The sequence below is a fragment of the Gryllotalpicola ginsengisoli DSM 22003 genome, from assembly GCF_000419445.1.
GTDB lineage: Bacteria > Actinomycetota > Actinomycetes > Actinomycetales > Microbacteriaceae > Gryllotalpicola > Gryllotalpicola ginsengisoli.
In genome coordinates this window covers 194,244-209,681 of sequence record NZ_AULK01000002.1, presented here as the reverse complement: position 1 = coordinate 209,681, position 15,438 = coordinate 194,244, and the positions used below count along the sequence as shown (strand labels likewise).

At 73.2% G+C, this 15,438-nt stretch carries 14 protein-coding genes; 7 read left to right on the top strand and 7 right to left on the bottom strand.

Going from position 1 to position 15,438, the window contains the following annotated elements; all coding sequences use genetic code 11:
- Positions 1-51 precede the first annotated feature (51 nt).
- The 5 genes from hpf to mtrA all read right to left on the bottom strand — a co-directional run bounded on the left by hpf (position 52) and on the right by mtrA (position 5,679).
- Entirely contained in the window at positions 52-762 is a 711-nt protein-coding gene (gene hpf / locus H563_RS0105460) for a ribosome hibernation-promoting factor, HPF/YfiA family (RefSeq protein ID WP_022881596.1), read from the bottom strand.
- 75 nt (positions 763-837) lie between these two features.
- Complete coding sequence (locus tag H563_RS15225; protein WP_022881595.1) at positions 838-1,587, bottom strand: ComF family protein; 750 nt, start codon at positions 1,585-1,587, stop codon at positions 838-840.
- Between the two features lie 61 nt (positions 1,588-1,648).
- On the bottom strand, positions 1,649-3,373 hold the full coding sequence (locus tag H563_RS0105450; RefSeq protein WP_081416156.1) for an LpqB family beta-propeller domain-containing protein: 1,725 nt from the start codon (positions 3,371-3,373) through the stop codon (positions 1,649-1,651).
- On the bottom strand, positions 3,373-4,986 hold the full coding sequence (gene mtrB, locus H563_RS15220; protein WP_022881593.1) for an MtrAB system histidine kinase MtrB: 1,614 nt from the start codon (positions 4,984-4,986) through the stop codon (positions 3,373-3,375). Before mtrB ends, H563_RS0105450 begins: the two co-directional genes overlap by 1 nt.
- A 9-nt stretch (positions 4,987-4,995) precedes the next feature.
- Complete coding sequence (gene mtrA, locus H563_RS0105440) at positions 4,996-5,679, bottom strand: MtrAB system response regulator MtrA (RefSeq protein ID WP_022881592.1); 684 nt, start codon at positions 5,677-5,679, stop codon at positions 4,996-4,998.
- A 62-nt stretch (positions 5,680-5,741) separates the two neighbouring features.
- Between mtrA and H563_RS15215 the strand changes: the two genes are divergently transcribed.
- The 5 genes from H563_RS15215 to H563_RS0105415 are packed head-to-tail and all read left to right on the top strand — an operon-like array spanning position 5,742 to position 10,901.
- Positions 5,742-6,863 carry a hypothetical protein gene (locus tag H563_RS15215; RefSeq protein WP_155865024.1) on the top strand — a complete coding sequence of 374 codons (1,122 nt, stop codon included), beginning with the start codon at positions 5,742-5,744 and terminating at the stop codon, positions 6,861-6,863.
- On the top strand, positions 6,860-7,510 hold the full coding sequence (locus H563_RS18370; RefSeq protein ID WP_022881590.1) for a DUF4129 domain-containing protein: 651 nt from the start codon (positions 6,860-6,862) through the stop codon (positions 7,508-7,510). Before H563_RS15215 ends, H563_RS18370 begins: the two co-directional genes overlap by 4 nt.
- Positions 7,507-8,541: a DUF4350 domain-containing protein gene (locus H563_RS15210; protein ID WP_022881589.1), complete on the top strand. Its 1,035-nt coding sequence runs from the start codon at positions 7,507-7,509 to the stop codon at positions 8,539-8,541. Before H563_RS18370 ends, H563_RS15210 begins: the two co-directional genes overlap by 4 nt.
- A gap of 22 nt (positions 8,542-8,563) precedes the next feature.
- Positions 8,564-9,535, top strand: a complete 972-nt coding sequence (locus tag H563_RS0105420; RefSeq protein ID WP_027479133.1) for an AAA family ATPase — start codon at positions 8,564-8,566, stop codon at positions 9,533-9,535.
- A 13-nt stretch (positions 9,536-9,548) separates the two neighbouring features.
- Positions 9,549-10,901, top strand: a complete 1,353-nt coding sequence (locus H563_RS0105415) for a DUF58 domain-containing protein (protein ID WP_022881587.1) — start codon at positions 9,549-9,551, stop codon at positions 10,899-10,901.
- A 96-nt stretch (positions 10,902-10,997) separates the two neighbouring features.
- Here the strand turns inward: H563_RS0105415 and H563_RS18365 are convergent, their stop codons facing one another.
- Positions 10,998-11,120, bottom strand: coding sequence for a hypothetical protein (locus H563_RS18365; RefSeq protein ID WP_022881586.1), 123 nt, complete (start codon positions 11,118-11,120; stop codon positions 10,998-11,000).
- A gap of 152 nt (positions 11,121-11,272) precedes the next feature.
- On the opposite strand from H563_RS18365, the gene H563_RS15205 reads away from it, so the two are divergent.
- Positions 11,273-11,734: a Fur family transcriptional regulator gene (locus H563_RS15205; protein WP_022881585.1), complete on the top strand. Its 462-nt coding sequence runs from the start codon at positions 11,273-11,275 to the stop codon at positions 11,732-11,734.
- Positions 11,727-13,967, top strand: a complete 2,241-nt coding sequence (gene katG, locus H563_RS0105400) for a catalase/peroxidase HPI (protein ID WP_022881584.1) — start codon at positions 11,727-11,729, stop codon at positions 13,965-13,967. The genes H563_RS15205 and katG overlap by 8 nt, the downstream gene beginning before the upstream one ends.
- A gap of 112 nt (positions 13,968-14,079) precedes the next feature.
- On the opposite strand, the gene H563_RS0105395 is transcribed toward katG, so the two are convergent.
- Positions 14,080-15,438, bottom strand: coding sequence for an MFS transporter (locus tag H563_RS0105395; protein WP_022881583.1), 1,359 nt, complete (start codon positions 15,436-15,438; stop codon positions 14,080-14,082).

Here is a 15,438-nt window from a genome sequence, read left to right as displayed (position 1 = left end):
GAAGCTGACCGGGCGGCGCCCTTCGGAGGCGCCGCCCAGCCGGCGTTCGCGCTAGTCGACGGCGGCGAGCTTGCGCGCCGCCGTGGCGGCCTCCTGCAGCTCGTCGGCCTCGTCGTCCAGCTGGATGACCCCGTAGTCCCAGCCTTTGCGGCGGTACACGACGCTGGGGCGGTTCGTCGCGCTGTCGATGAAGAGATAGAAATCGTGTCCGACGAGCTCCATGTAGTAGAGCGCGTCGTCGACCGTCATCGGCACGGAGGCGAAGGTCTTGGTGCGGATCACGACGGGGCAGTACTCTTCGCGCTCCTCCTTCTCCTCGGGCGTCTCATCGGCCACGACCGGGATCTCGCCGGTGCGCACCTTCGTGAGCACGTCGGCGGAGACCGGGGTGAGGTCGGTGCCGGCGAAGGCGGCGCTGGACGCCTCGTGCAGCGAGGTGGGGCGATGCGCCCCGCCGCGGTGCACCTTGCGGCGGTCCTTGGCCCTGCGCACCCGCTCGAGCAGCCGGCCGATGGCGATGTCGAACGCCGCGTACTTGTCCGCGGCGGTCGCCTCGGCCCGCACCACGGGGCCCGGGCCGACGAGCGTGAGCTCGACCCGGTCGTCGCCCGGGGTGCCGTTGCGCTCCGCCAGCCGGCCCAGCTTGACCTCCAGCACGAGCGCGCGTTCGGCGAGATGGGACACCTTCTCGGCCTTCTCGGTCACGTACTCGCGAAAGCGGTCCGTGATGCCGACGCCTCGTCCGGTGATGTCGATTTCCATCGCGACCTCCTGTTCCGGTGCGCCCCCCACCGGGATGCCGGTGGGGTCATCCGCACCTGCTTGGTGCCGTCGAATCTAGCCCCGTTCACCGAGGTTGTCACGGACGATTTCCCTGCGTTTCCCGCTCGTTTCCAGTGGGGGTATGCGGCGTTTCGTGCGTGCCACGACGACCGCGCCGAGCACCGTCGCGCCCGCGGCGCGCAGGGCGCGATCCGCTTCCAGCAGCGTCGCCCCCGACGTGGCGATGTCGTCGACGACGAGCACCGCGCGGCCCCGGGGCCGGCCACGGGCGGCGAGCCAGCCGCGCCGGTTCTCGCGCCGGGCGTCGGCGCCGAGCGCGGCCTGGTCGGCCGCCTTCCGCACCGCGCGCAGCAGACGGCTGTCGCGGTAGCCGGCTCGCGCGAGCAGCAGCCGCACGTGGTCGTAGCCGCGCCGCCTGCGGGCGGCGCGCGTCGAGGGGATCGCGGCGAGCTCGACCCGGCCGCGCGCGGCGGGGGGCGTGGCGGCCAGTGCGGCGCGCACGGCCGCGCGCAGCGCGTGGGCGAGAGCGGATGCGGCATCCGTGCGCCCGCCGTCTTTGAACGCCAGCAGCACCTGCCGCGCCGCCCCGGCGTACTCGACGGCGAACCAGACCGGCAGGGCGGTGCCGTCGCCGCGGGGCAGCTCGGTGCGCGCGGGCGAGGCGGCCAGCAGCGCGCCGCGGCAGGCCGCGCACAGTGCCCGATCGGGCGCGCCGCAGCCGGCGCACTGCGTGGGGGCGAGCACCGCCCAGGCGTCCAGCAGGGCGTCGCGCACCCGCGGGGGAAACCGGTCGAGGAGGGCCATGGCGAGGATCCTGCACCGAGCGGGACCGCGCGTGGACGCCGGCCGGCGCGCCTGTGGAGGGTCAGCCGCGACCCTGCTGCACCGCGAGCACCGTCACCTTGTCGGCGGCGCTCTGCCAGCCGTTTCCTGCGGGCGTCTCGAGGTCGCCGCCCGAGGTGAGCACCCAGTACTGCGAGGCCGGGTTGCCGCCCGCGACGGTGACCCCGCCCGACGGGCCGCTGGTGGTGGACCGGGTGCCGCCGATCGACTGGGAGACGATGGCCGTGCCGCCGCCGGGCGCGTTGCCGAGCACGACGACGGTGAGCTCGTCGGTCCAGGCGAGCGACAGCCCCTCGCTGAGTCCGACGTTGCCGAGGTCGACCGGTTCGCCGATCCCCGTCGGCCGCCCGTCGCTGTTGCGCGCGATGCCGGCCACCATGACGTGGCTCTGCCCGTCGGTGGTGCGCACCAGCGCCGCGAGGCGGGTGCCGTCGCGGGAGATGCCGAAGGAGATCAGCGTCCGCGCGTTGCTCCAGGCCGGGTCGAGGTCGACCGTCGTGCCGTCGGGGTAGGCGACGTGGATCGCCGCGTCCGGCGAGGCGGTCGCGGACCATACGGCGCCGCGGTTGTCGACGGACGGGGCGATGAGACCGGTGCGGTCGTCGACCAGCACGGGCGAGGCCGCCTGCGCGTTGATGGCGTACACACCCTGCTTCGCCTTGACGGCGGCGGCGCTGCCGTCGGCCGTGACGCTCACGGCGCTCGGCTTCAGCGACGCGATCTTGCCGCCCACCGCCTCGAGCGAGGTGGAGACCTTGCCGCTGGTGAGGAATCCGAACTTCCCGCCCTGCAGGACGAGCGGGTTCACGTTGACCGCCGGGTCGTGCACGGCGCCGGTCGCGCTCGGCGCGCCGGACGGGCGATCCACTCCGGCGATCGAGAGCTGCACGTCGGTCACCGATCCGGCCCCGCTCAGGCTCTCGGTGAGCTGTTCGTCCATGCGGTCCAGCGTGGCCGAGTCGGCGCTGCCCGCAGCCGAGTTGAGGTCGACCATGGCCGTGCCGTCCTGCACCGGCACCGAGCCGCTGACCAGCTGCGTGCCGCTGGGGAACGCCGTCGCGACGGCCTCCTTCAACCACTCGGAGGGGCCGGCCAGCAGCGCCTTCACCACGCGCGTCGACAACGATGCGCGGGTCGCCGGGAACCAGCGCTCGTCGGGCACCAGGTAGCGGAAGTCGGCGCTGTAGAAGTAGAGCGTCTGCGGGCTGAAGACGGTCTGGAACCGGTTCGAGTCGATGACGATGCCGTCGGGCGCCTTCGAGATGCGCCACTGGCCGTCCTCCTTCGTGAAGGAGTACTGCAGCGGGATGGGGGCGTGCGAGTCGGCCGTGAGGTAGTTGCCGGCCTGGTCGACGAAGGCCACCGGCTCGACGTCGAGGGTGAGCTGGGTCGAGTTCACGCGGGTCGGGTCGTCGCGGCCCGTGCCGCGGTCGACGGTGACGGATGCGTCGGGGTTCCACTGGCTCGCGAAGGAGCTCGCCAGGTACTCGCGGGCGATCTGGTAGCCGTTGTCGGGGCTGACTGCGGCCGCGATGAATCCGCTGAGCACCTCGGCCTGGGTCTCCCCCGCGACCGGGCTGGAGGGGTGGTAGTCGATCTGGCCGAAGCCGTCGTCCTGCGAGGCGGCCTTGCCGCCCTCGGCGACCGGGCCCGAGCGCGGGATGGAGGCGCAGCCGGCGAGCAGCACCGCCGCGGCGCAGGCCGCGGCGAGCGCGCGCAGCATCCGTCTCATCGTCTCTCGCCGCATCACGCCACCTCCTGCGTCCGCGGCGGCAGCGGGATCGGCGACCCTTCGACGGCCGCCCGGCCGCGCGGCAAGGTGAGCCGGAAGCAGGAACCCTCGCCCGGCTGCGACCAGACGTCGATGCGGCCGCCGTGGATGGCGGCGTCCTCCTGCGAGATCGCGAGCCCGAGCCCCGTGCCGCCGATGGTGCGCTGCCGGGAGGGGTCGCCGCGCCAGAACCGGTCGAAGACGTGGCCGAGGTCGGCCTCGCTCATGCCGATGCCGCGGTCGCGCACGGCCAGGGCCACTGCGGTCGGGTTGCTGTCGACGATGACGTCGATCGGCCGGCCCTCGCCGTGCTCGATCGCGTTGCCGATCAGGTTGCGCACGATGCGGCGCACCCGGCGCGCGTCCATGGGCACCTCGGCGTAGCCGCCGGGCGCGCGCAGGCGCAGCTCGGTGCCGTGCGCGCGGGCGAGCGGGGCGAACTCGTCGATGACCTCCTCGGCGAGGCGCACCAGGCTCGACGGCTCGAGCTCGAGCGCGACCGATCCGGCGTCGTAGCGGCTGATCTCGAGCAGATCGGACAGCAGCAGGTCGAAGCGCTCGACCTGGGTGTGCAGCAGCTCGGCGGTGCGGGCGGTGACGTCGTCGAATTCGTCTTTGCGGTCGTAGAGGTGATCGGATGCGAGGCGGATGGTCGTCAGCGGCGTGCGCAACTCGTGGGAGACGTCGGAGACGAAGCGCTGCTGCAGCTGCGACAGGGTCGCCAGCTGCGTGATCTGGCGCTGCAGGCTGTCGGCCATGGCGTTGAACGAGCGGGCGAGACTCGCCAGCACGTCCTGCCCCTCCTCGGGCAGGCGCACCTCGAGGTCGCCGGCGGCGAGGCGCCGGCTGGTGGCGGCCGCGAGCTGGATGGGCGCCACCACGAAGCGCACCACGACGTAGGTGAGCGCGCCGATCAGCACCACGAGCGCGGCGCCGGCCAGCAGCAGGGTGCGCTGCACGAACTGCAGGGTCTGCTCCGAGTCGGAGAGGTCGTAGCCGAGATACAGCTCGTATGCACCCGCCGTGGGCAGGGTCACCTGCGTGCCGACCAGCACGCCCGGATGCGTCACCGGCGGGTTGCCTGCGGAGTACGGCAGCGCGACGGGCTGCGAGAACAGGGTGCCGGGGTGGGCGTCGACCCGCGCGGCCAGCTCGGAGCTGATCAGGTCCTGCGGGATGCCCACGGTGTAGTCGGTCGGGGCGGCCGCGTCGGGGGTCTGCCCGGGCACGCGGATGAACGCCATGATGCGGCTGCTGGAGGCGCCCTGCACGACCGTCTGCACCGTCAGGCCGAGGCCCAGCAGGGTCGCCGGGTCGCTGGAGTCGGTGGCGTCGAGGCTGGACTGCACCTGGTTCTGCGCGCGCGCCGCGTCGCGCAGCGCCTGCTCGAGGCGGGACTGGTACAGGTCGTTGCCGACCGAGTAGGACACCACGAGGCCCGTGATCAGGATGGCCACGCCGGAGAGCAGGACCGTGATCAGCACGGTGCGGAACTGCAGGGAGCGCCGCCACATGCGCGCGGCGGCGCGCGGCCACTCGGCCGGCCGGCGCAGCAGCGCCGCCGGGGATCGAAGCGCCGCGATGGTCATGGGGGGAGATTAAGCCGTGCTGCCTGCGCGGTAGCCGACCCCGCGCACGGTCATCACGATCTTGGGGTTGTCGGGGTCGTGCTCGACCTTCGCCCGCAGCCGCTGCACGTGCACATTCACGAGCCGCGTGTCGGCCTTGTAGTGGTAGCCCCAGACCTGCTCGAGCAGCATCTCGCGGGTGAACACCTGCTGCGGCTTGCTCGCGAGCGCGAGCAGCAGGTCGAACTCGAGCGGGGTGAGGTTGATGCGCTCGTCGCCGCGGCGCACCTCGTGCGCGGCGACGTCCATGACCAGGTCGCCGACGCGCACCGTGGTGGTCTGCTGCGCCGACTGGGCGGGGCGCAGCCGGGCGCGCATCCGTGCCACCAGTTCTTTGGGGTTGAACGGCTTGACCATGTAGTCGTCGGCGCCGGACTCGAGGCCCCGCACGACGTCGGCGGTGTCCGACTTGGCGGTCAGCATGATGATCGGCGTGCCCGACTCGGCGCGGATGCGGCTGCACACCTCGATGCCGTCGACGCCCGGCAGCATCAGGTCGAGCAGCACCAGGTCGGGGGTGGTCTGGCGGAACACGTCGAGCGCCTGGGAGCCGTCGGCGCAGAACACCGGGTCGATGCCCTCCGACCGCAGCACGATGCCGATCATCTCGGCGAGTGCCGTGTCGTCGTCGACCACGAGTACGCGTGTGCTCACTTCATCCCCAGATCCACACAGAAAACGACGCTCATCCTGCGCTGGCCTCTAGGTTAGTGGGTGTGAGCGATCCGACCGCGTGGCAGCGCCCCCAATACGGGTCCGGCCCGGCATGGGCGCCGCCGCCCCGGCCGGGTCTGCTCCCCCTGCGCCCCCTGACCTTCGGGCAGCTGCTGGCCGCCCCGTTCCAGCTGCTGCGCCGCAACCTGCGAGCACTGTTCTGGCCGGCCGCGCTCATCCAGGCGGTCGTCAGCATCGCCGCCGCCGCCATCGTCGGCGGGGCGGCGGTGGTCTTCGCCGAGCGGGTCTCGCACGCCACCGCCGACGACACCGACGCCATCGTCGCGGGCGGGGTGGGCCTCGTCGTCGTCGCGGCGATCATCGCCATCGCGATCAGCGTGATCGGCAGCGGGCTGCTGCAGGGCATCGTCGTGATCGAGGTCGCCAACGGCACCCTCGGGCTCACGCCGCGCGCGGGGCAGCTGTGGCGGGCGACGCGGGGCCGCCGCTGGGCCCTCATCGGGTACCTGGCGCTGCTGTCCGGGGGTCTCCTGCTGCTGTTCCTGGTGCTCGCCGCCCTCGTGGCGGCGCTCGTCGTGCCCGGCGCGCAGGCCGGCGGTGGCGGCGGCGGGGTGCTGATCGCCCTCGGCGTGATCATCGGCCTGATCGGCGGCGCCGGCGCGGCCGTGCTCGCCGCGTGGCTGTGGGGCCGCACCTCGCTCACCCCGGGCGCCATCATGCTCGAGCGGGCCGGGGTGCGCAGCGGCATCTCGCGCTCGTGGCAGCTCACCCGCGGCGGCTTCTGGCGCGTCTTCGGCGCCCAGTTCCTCGTCATCGCGATGTGCGCCGTCGCGGCGCAGATCGTGCAGTTCCCGCTCACCATGCTGTACGAGGTCGCGCTGGGGCTGGTGTTCCCGCTCGGCGACTCGTCGGGCGGCGGCACCCAGACCGGCCTCGCCATCGGGTCGACCGTGCTGGTGTACCTGGTCAGCTTCGTCATCGGCACCGTCACCGCGATCGTGCAGGCCGGTGCGGCGGGCGTCTGCTACGTCGACCAGCGGATGCGCCGGGAGGGCCTCGACCTCGTGCTGGCCCGGCACCTCGAAGACCGCCAGGCCGGCCGCCCCGTCGGCGACCCGTTCGCCGCCCCCGACTTCTCGAGCCGCCCGCACCCCACGGCATGATCGTGCGCCTCGCGGCCGACGCACCGCCGCTCACCCCCGACGACGATACCGCGCGGCGGTGGCTCGGCGACGAGCTCTCCAAGCCCGAATACCAGGCGGCGCGGCCGACCTGGTTCGACCTGCTCAGCCAGCGCGTCAAGGACTGGTTCGAGTCGCTGCAGCTGCCCGGCGGGGGCCACGCCTCGGCCGGCTGGCTTGCGGTCGCCGCGGCGGTGGTCGTGGTCGGCCTGCTCGTGGCGGCGTTCGTCGCCTACGGCATGCCGCGGCTCGGGCGGCGTGCCGTCCGCCCGTTCTCCGGCGCCGTGGCCGACAGCCGCTCGGCGGCCGAGTTGCGGGCGGCCGCCGACGCCGCCGCCTCCGCCGGCGACTGGACCCTCGCCGTCATCGAGCGCTTCCGCGCGATCGCGCAGTCGCTCGACGAACGCACCGTCATCCGGTTGCGCCCCGGCACGACCGCCCACGAGGTCGGCCGGCAGGCCGCCCCCGCCTTCCCCGTCGAGGCCGCGGCGCTGCGCGACGCCGCCGACACCTTCGACCGGGCCCGCTACCTCGGCCGCGCCCAATCCGAGGCCGACCACGCCAGGCTGCGCGAGCTCGACGCGCGGCTCGCGCAGGCGACCCCCGTCCTCGAGGCGGCGCACGCGTGACCGCGACGGATGCCGCAGCCCCGCTCACCCCGACCCTGCGGCAGCGCGCGCGGCGCGGCCGCGGCTGGCTCATCGCCGCGGCGATCGCCGTGGTCACCGTGGTCGTGCTCCTGCTGCTGGCGAGCCTCGGCGCCGATTCGGCGCGGCCCACGCTCGACCCGGAGAGCTCGAGCCCGACGGGCGCGAAGGCGCTGCTGCAGGTGCTGCGCCGGCACGGCGTCGACGTCGAGGAGGCGTCCTCCTTCGCACAGGCTCGCCGCGCGGCGCTCGCCGCCGAATCCGGCCAGGTCACGCTCGCCCTGTACGACCCGAACCGGCTGATCGACGCCGACCGGCTCGCCGCCGAATCCGAGCTGTCGGCGCGCACCGTGCTGATCGCCCCACCCTCCGGCTACGCCGAGCAACTGCAGGAGGCCGGGCGCGACGTCGCGGTGATCTCCTCGGCCGAGCCGCTGGAGAACGGGCACATCCTCGAGGGGGCGAACGCCGGCAGCGCCATCCGTCTGCTCGGCGGCACCTCGACCCTGATCTGGTACACGCCCGGAGCCGCCGACCTGCCGGCGGGCACCGAACCGACCACCATCGCCGACCTCGCGCCTGGCTGGGTCACGCCGGTGATCCTGCTCGCCGTGCTGGTGACGGTCGCCGCCGCGCTGTGGCGCGGCCGCCGCTTCGGGCCGCTCGTCGTCGAGGACCTGCCCGTCGTGGTCCCGGCGGGCGAGACCCTCGAGGGCCGGGCGCGCCTCTACCAGCGCAGCGATGCGAGGCTGCACGCGCTCGACGCGCTGCGCATGGGCGCCGTCGCCCGTCTGGCCGGCCTGCTGGGCCTCGGCCCCGCGGCGCGCGTCGACGACGTGGCCGCCTCCGCCGCGGCCGCCGCACGCCGGCCGGTGGCCGAGGTGCGCGCGCTGCTCGTCGAGCGGGTGCCGCGGGGCGACGGCGAGCTGGTGCACCTCGCCCGCGAGTTGCAGGAGTTCGAGGCATCCGTGCGCGCCGGCGTGCCCGACCGACCCGCCCGACCCGCCTCCTGAACCGTCCCCGACCACGAGAAGAATGGCAGCGATGACAGCAGAAGACGATCAGCTCAGACAGTCCTTCGCGCGGGTGCGCGCAGAGGTCGGCAAGGCCGTCGTGGGGCAGGGCGGGGCCGTGAGCGGCCTGATGATCGCCCTGCTCGCGAACGGCCACGTGCTGCTCGAGGGCGTGCCCGGGGTGGCCAAGACGCTGCTCGTGCGCACCCTGTCGACGGCGCTCTCGCTCGACACCAAGCGGCTGCAGTTCACCCCCGACCTGATGCCGGGCGACGTCACCGGCTCGGTCGTGTTCGACCCGGCGAAGGCGGCGTTCGAGTTCCGCGAGGGGCCGGTGTTCACGAACATCCTGCTCGCCGACGAGATCAACCGCACGCCGCCCAAGACGCAGTCGGCGCTGCTGGAGGCGATGGAGGAGCGGCAGGTGTCGGCCGACGGGGTCACCCGCAAGCTGCCCGACCCGTTCATCGTCGCCGCCACGCAGAACCCGATCGAGTACGAGGGCACCTACCCGCTGCCGGAGGCCCAGTTGGACCGCTTCCTGCTCAAGGTCACCCTCGAGCTGCCCGAGCGCGACACCGAGGTCGAGGTGCTGCGCCGGCACGCATCCGGCTTCGACCCGCGCGACCTCGCCGCCGCCGGGGTCACGCCGGTGCTCAGCGCGGACGAGCTCGCGGCCGCGCGCGCCGCCGTCACCCGGGTGGGCGCCGGCGACGACGTGCTCGGCTACCTGGTCGACCTCGCCCGAGGCACCCGGCACAGCCCCTCGGTGCGGCTCGGCGTCAGCCCCCGCGGCACGACGGCGCTGCTCGCGGCGGCGAAGGCGTGGGCGTGGCTGTCGGGCTACGACGCCATCACGCCCGACCACGTGAAGGCGATGGTCGTGCCGGTGTGGCGGCACCGCATCCAGCTGCGGCCCGAGGCCGAGCTCGAGCAGGTCAGCGCCGACGGCATCCTGCGGTCGATCATGCAGCAGGTGCAGGTGCCGATCTAGTGGGCGCTCTTCCATGGTGCTGACCGGCCGCTTCACGCTGCTGCTCGCGATCGGGGTCGTGCCGGTCGTGCTGTTCGGCAGCCTCGCCGGGGCGGGGGCCGCGTTCGCCGCGCTCGGCGCCTGGGTCGTGCTGTGCGCACTGCTCGCCACCGTCGACGGGCTGCTCGCTGGCTCGCCGCGCGCCGTCGCGCTCGAGCGCGAGCTGCCGCCGCGCGTGCGCCTGTCCGAGTCGGCGATCTCGACGCTCTTCGTGCGCAACGTGGGGCGACGGATGCTGCGCGCCCGCGTCCGCGACGGCTGGCAGCCCTCCGCCGGAGCGCCCCCGGAGCGGCCGCTCGTGCGCGTGCCGCCCGGCGAGCGGCGGGCCGTCGTGCTCACCCTCACCCCGACGCGCCGCGGCGAACGGCACACCCGGCAGGTCACCGTGCGCTCCCTCGGCCCGCTCGGGCTCGCCGGCCGGCAGGCGACGCTCGCCGCGCCGGGCCGGCTGCGGGTGCTGCCGCCCTTCCACTCCCGCAAGCATGTGCCCTCGCGCCTCGCCCGCCTGCGCGAGCTCGACGGGCGCACCTCGGTGATGGTGCGCGGCCAGGGCACCGAGTTCGACTCGCTGCGCGAGTACGTGCGCGGCGACGACGTCAGGTCCATCGACTGGCGCGCCACGGCGAGGCGCGGCGAGCAGCCGATCGGCGCGGGCACCACCGCCACGATCCCGCGCCTGGTCGTGCGCACCTGGCGGCCGGAGCGCGACCGGCGGGTCATCCTCGTGCTCGACTCGAGCCGCACGGCCGCCGCCCGCATCGCCGACGAGCCGCGCTTCGACACCGCGATCGAGGCGAGCCTGCTGCTGTCGGTGATCGCCGACCGGGCCGGCGACCGGGTCGACCTGCTCGCCTTCGACCGCCGGGTGCGCGCCCGGGTGCACGCCGCCTCCGGCGCCGAGCTGCTCTCGCGCGAGGTCGACGCCCTCGCCGACGTCGAGCCCGAGCTGCTCGAGATGGACTGGACCGCGATCCCCGGCCAGGTGCGCGCGCTGTCCAGCCAGCGGGCCCTCGTCGTGCTGCTGACCTCGCTCGACTCGATCGGCTCGGCGCGGGGGCTGCTGGCGGTGCTCCCGCAGCTGACGGCGAAGCACACCGTGCTCGTGGCATCCGTCACCGACCCGGCGGTCGCCGAGGCGACCGGGCACCTCGACGACCGCGCCGAGACCTACCGCGCCGCCGCCGCCGAGCGGGCCCTGCTCGACACCCGCCGCCTGGCCGACGCGGTGCGCGGCCTCGGCGCGCACGTGGTCACCGGCACGCCCGAGCAGCTGCCGCCGGCCGTGACCGACGCGTACCTCGCGCTCAAGGCGGCCGGGCGGCTGTAGCCGCCGGCGAGAGGGGGGCGAGCGGGCGGGGCGCGAACGCGGTGCATGCGCGGTAGGGCTGCGGTTTTCCCCGAAAACGTGTGCCCTTCAGCGCGCCTACCGCTGTGCGGCTGCAGCCGCGCGCAGCCTGCGGCGCAGGAACACGAGCTCGACCCGCTCGTGCCATGCCAGGCGGCGCAGCAGCTTGACGCTCGTCCAGATCGACTCGGTGTCGGCCATGTGGCCACGCGATGGCCTCGCGCGTACGCCAGTTCGCCCGAGCCGGCTGAGCGACGGATTCGTCCTTGGTCGTCCGCTCCTGGGGCACTGTCCCCTCCGGTTCACCCCGCGCTTGTTTTGAGTTGGTCAAAACAACGCTAGGGTGAGGAGCGATGCCGACGAACTGGGAAGCCGCCCTCCGCGAAGCGGGCCTGCGCGTGACCCGGCCCCGGCTCGCCGTGCTGGACGCCCTCGAGGCCGAGCCGCACGCGGAGGCCGACGACATCGTGCGCCGCGTCGAGGCGGCGCTCGGGCAGACCAGCCCGCAGACCGTGTACGGCGTGCTGGCCGCGCTGGAGGCATCCGATCTCGTGCGCCGCATCGACCTGCCCGGCAACGCCTGGCGGTACGAGACGCGCGTCGCCGACAACCACCACCACCTCGTCTGCCGCTCCTGCGGGCGCGTCGAGGACGTCGACTGCGTCGTCGGCGCAGCCCCCTGCCTCACCCCGGGCGACACGCACGGATTCACCGTCGAAGCCGCCGACGTGGTGTTCTCGGGGCTGTGCCCCGACTGCTCCCCTCTCCCCTCTGATCCCCACGATCAGCCGACCAGGAAGGACACCGATGACTGACCAAGAACACGGCGCCATCACGACCGATGAGCCCATGGAGGAGCCGGGCGCCGCGACGTGCCCCGTCGTGCACGGCGAGAGCCTGCCGGAGCCGACCCGCGGCGACGCGAACCGGTTCTGGTGGCCCGACCGCCTCAACCTCAAGATCCTCGCCAAGAACCAGCCGTCGCAGAACCCGCTGGGCGAGGACTTCGACTACGCCGCCGCCTTCCAGACCCTCGACCTGGCCGAGGTGAAGAAGGACATCGCCGAGGTGCTGACCACCTCGCAGGACTGGTGGCCGGCCGACTTCGGCCACTACGGCGGCCTGATCATCCGCATGGCCTGGCACAGCGCCGGCACCTACCGGGTGATGGACGGCCGCGGCGGCGCCGGCACCGGCCAGCAGCGCTTCGCGCCGCTGAACAGCTGGCCCGACAACGTCAACCTCGACAAGGCGCGCCGCCTGCTGTGGCCGGTGAAGAAGAAGTACGGCAAGAACATCTCCTGGGCCGACCTGATGATCCTCGCCGGCAACGTCGCGCTCGAGACCATGGGCTTCCCGACCTTCGGCTTCGCCGGCGGCCGCGTCGACGCGTGGGAGCCGGACGACGACGTGTACTGGGGCGCCGAGACCGAGTGGCTCGGCAGCGACAAGCGCATCCTGAACGCCGACCGCGACCTGGAGAAGCCGCTCGCGGCCACCCACATGGGCCTCATCTACGTGAACCCGGAAGGCCCAGAGGGCAACCCCGACCCGGTGCTCGCCGCGCACGACATCCGCGAGACGTTCAAGCGCATGGCGATGAACGACGAGGAGACCGTGGCGCTCATCGCCGGCGGCCACACCTTCGGCAAGACGCACGGCGCGGGCCCCGACAGCCACGTCGGCCCGAACCCTGAGGCCGCCGACCTCGAGGAGCAGGGCCTGGGCTGGAAGAGCACCTTCAAGTCCGGCAAGGGCGACGACGCGATCACGAGCGGCCTCGAGGTCACCTGGACGTACCACCCCACCCGTTGGGACAACGAGTTCCTGCACATCCTCTTCTCCTACGAGTGGGAGGTGTTCAAGAGCCCGGCCGGCGCCTGGCAGTGGCGCCCGAAGGGCGGCGCGGGCAGCGACATGGTGCCCCTCGCGCACAGCGAGGGCCGGCGCGAGCCGCGCATGCTCACCACCGACCTGGCGCTGCGCTTCGACCCCGCATACGAGAAGATCGCGCGCCGCTTCCTCGAGGACCAGGACGCGTTCACGGGTGCCTTCGCCCGCGCCTGGTTCAAGCTGACGCACCGCGACATGGGCCCCAAGGTGCGCTACCTCGGCCCCGAGGTGCCCGCCGAGGACCTGATCTGGCAGGACCCGCTGCCCGCGGCGACCGGTGAGCCGATCGGCGCGCCTGAGATCCTGCAGCTGAAGGAGAAGATCGCAGCCTCCGGCCTGCGCATCGACCAGCTCGTCTCCACGGCGTGGGCCTCGGCCTCCTCGTTCCGCGGCAGCGACAAGCGCGGCGGCGCCAACGGCGCGCGCATCCGCTTCGAGCCGCAGCGCAGCTGGGAGGTGAACAACCCCGCCCAGCTGGCCACCGTGCTGCCGGTGCTCGAGGGCATCCAGGCGGAGTTCAACGCGGGCTCGGCGAAGAAGGTGTCGTTGGCCGACCTGATCGTGCTCGCCGGCGGCGTCGGCGTGGAGCAGGCGGCGCAGGCCGCGGGCTACACGATCGAGGTGCCGTTCACGCCGGGCCGCGTGGACGCGCTCGAGGAGCAGACCGACGTCGAGTCGTTCTCCTACCTCGAGCCGGTGGCCGACGGGTTCCGCAACTACTACGGCCCGCAGGCGACGCAGCGCGCCGAGTACCACCTGATCGACCGCGCCAACCTGCTCACCCTGACCGCGCCCGAGATGACGGTGCTGGTCGGCGGCCTGCGCGTGCTCGGCGCCAACTTCGACGGCTCGAAGTACGGCGTGTTCACCGACCGGCCGGGGCAGCTGACGAACGACTTCTTCGTCAACCTGCTCGACATGGGCACCGAGTGGAAGTCGCTCGACCCGGGCAAGCACGCCTACCAGGGCACCGACCGCAGCACCGGCGCGCCGAAGTGGGTCGGCACCCGCGCCGACCTCGTGTTCGGCTCGAACTCCGAGCTGCGCGCCGTCGCCGAGGTGTACGCCTGCGACGACGCGGCGGAGAAGTTCGTCACCGACTTCGTCGCCGCCTGGACGAAGGTCATGGAGCTCGACCGCTTCGACCTGCGCTGAGTGCGCTGACGCGGTGACGCGCTGAAGCGCTGAAGCCGGAAGGGCCGGCCGGGTGCATCCCGGCCGGCCCTTCACGCATGACGGATGCCTCGGCGTGAGGCATCCGCTCTCGTCAGTCCGGCAGCCGGTCGGGAAGCTTGCGCAGCGTGCGCAGCGGCGAGAACGCCACCACGATGAGTGTCGCGAGCAGCGTCAGCGCGACGCCGAGCCACATGGTCGGCACGATGCCCATCCAGCCGCCGAGCACGCCGGCGACCGCCGACGAGATCGGGGTCACGCCCCAGACCACGAAGCGGATCGACGCGTTCATCCGCCCGAGCAGCCGCGGCGGGCACAGCCGCTGCCGGAACGAGACCTGGGCGATGTTGTACAGCACGACCGAGAACATGAACACGAACATGCCGGCGATCATCAGCACGATCGACGCGCCCGGCCACACGGCGGCCAGCATGAACACGGCGCCCCCCGCCGTGAACAGGAACGAGCTCCACACGATCGTCGGCCCTTCGCCGAGCCGCTTGGTGAACCATCCCGCGGCGAGCGCGCCGAGGATGCCGCCGGCCGAGCCGATGCCCTCGACGACGCCGAATACGGATGCCGGCAGGCCGAGCTCGCGCAGGATGAACAGCGGCATCAGCGTGGTCATCAGGCCGCTCGCGAGGTTGGAGGCGCCGGTGTTGATGGTGATGCGGCGCAGCAGGTCGTGGGTGAACACGAAGCGCAGGCCCTCGCCGATCTCCTTGACCAGCGACGCGTGCGCCTCGGGCACGTGCTTGGGCTCGTCGTCGCGGATCGTCGAGACGGCGACCATGGAGACCACGTAGCCGATCGCGGTCGCCACCAGCAGCAGGGGCGCCTTGAGGAAGGTGAGCAGGAAGCCGGAGAGGGCGGGGCCGCCGACCCGGGCGACCTGGGCGCTGGTCTCCAGACCCGAGTTGGCCGAGGAGACCTGGTCGGGCTTGACCAGCCTGGGCACGATGCTCTGGTAGGTGACGTCGAAGAACACGGTCGCCCCGCCGACCACCGCCGCCACGGCGTACAGCTGCCAGATGTGCAGCGCGCCGAACGCCCACGCGGCCGGGATGGTCAGCAGCACCGCCGCGCGCACGCCGTCGGCGGCGATCATCACCCGGCGCTTGCGCATCCGGTCGACCCACGCGCCGACCGGCAGCCCGATCAGCAGGAACGCGAGCTGCTGCGCCGCGGTGAGGTAGCCGACCTCCTGCGAGGTGGCGTGCAGCATGACCACCGCGATGACGGGGATCGCCAGCGTGCCGAGGTTCTCCCCCACCTGGCTGAGGCTCTCGCCCACCCACAGCCGCACGTAGTTCGAGGTGCGCCACACCGATCCCGAGGCGGGCACGGGCGGATGCTGCGGGGGTTCGGCCGACTCGGCGGCGGGGCCGAGCGGCGCGGCATCCGTCAGCGGGTCGGATGCCGCGCCTGCGGTCTCGTCGCGAGAGTCGGTCAC

Excerpts from the sequence above, each read along its gene's own strand:
- hpf (WP_022881596.1), bottom strand. The coding sequence starts at position 762 with ATGGAAATCGACATCACCGGACGAGGCGTCGGCATCACGGACCGCTTT.
- H563_RS15225 (WP_022881595.1), bottom strand. The coding sequence starts at position 1,587 with ATGGCCCTCCTCGACCGGTTTCCCCCGCGGGTGCGCGACGCCCTGCTG.
- H563_RS0105450 (WP_081416156.1), bottom strand. The coding sequence starts at position 3,373 with ATGCGGCGAGAGACGATGAGACGGATGCTGCGCGCGCTCGCCGCGGCC.
- mtrB (WP_022881593.1), bottom strand. The coding sequence starts at position 4,986 with ATGACCATCGCGGCGCTTCGATCCCCGGCGGCGCTGCTGCGCCGGCCG.
- H563_RS18370 (WP_022881590.1), top strand. The coding sequence starts at position 6,860 with ATGATCGTGCGCCTCGCGGCCGACGCACCGCCGCTCACCCCCGACGAC.
- H563_RS0105420 (WP_027479133.1), top strand. The coding sequence starts at position 8,564 with ATGGCAGCGATGACAGCAGAAGACGATCAGCTCAGACAGTCCTTCGCG.
- H563_RS0105415 (WP_022881587.1), top strand. The coding sequence starts at position 9,549 with ATGGTGCTGACCGGCCGCTTCACGCTGCTGCTCGCGATCGGGGTCGTG.
- H563_RS18365 (WP_022881586.1), bottom strand. The coding sequence starts at position 11,120 with ATGGCCGACACCGAGTCGATCTGGACGAGCGTCAAGCTGCTGCGCCGC.
- H563_RS15205 (WP_022881585.1), top strand. The coding sequence starts at position 11,273 with ATGCCGACGAACTGGGAAGCCGCCCTCCGCGAAGCGGGCCTGCGCGTG.
- katG (WP_022881584.1), top strand. The coding sequence starts at position 11,727 with ATGACTGACCAAGAACACGGCGCCATCACGACCGATGAGCCCATGGAG.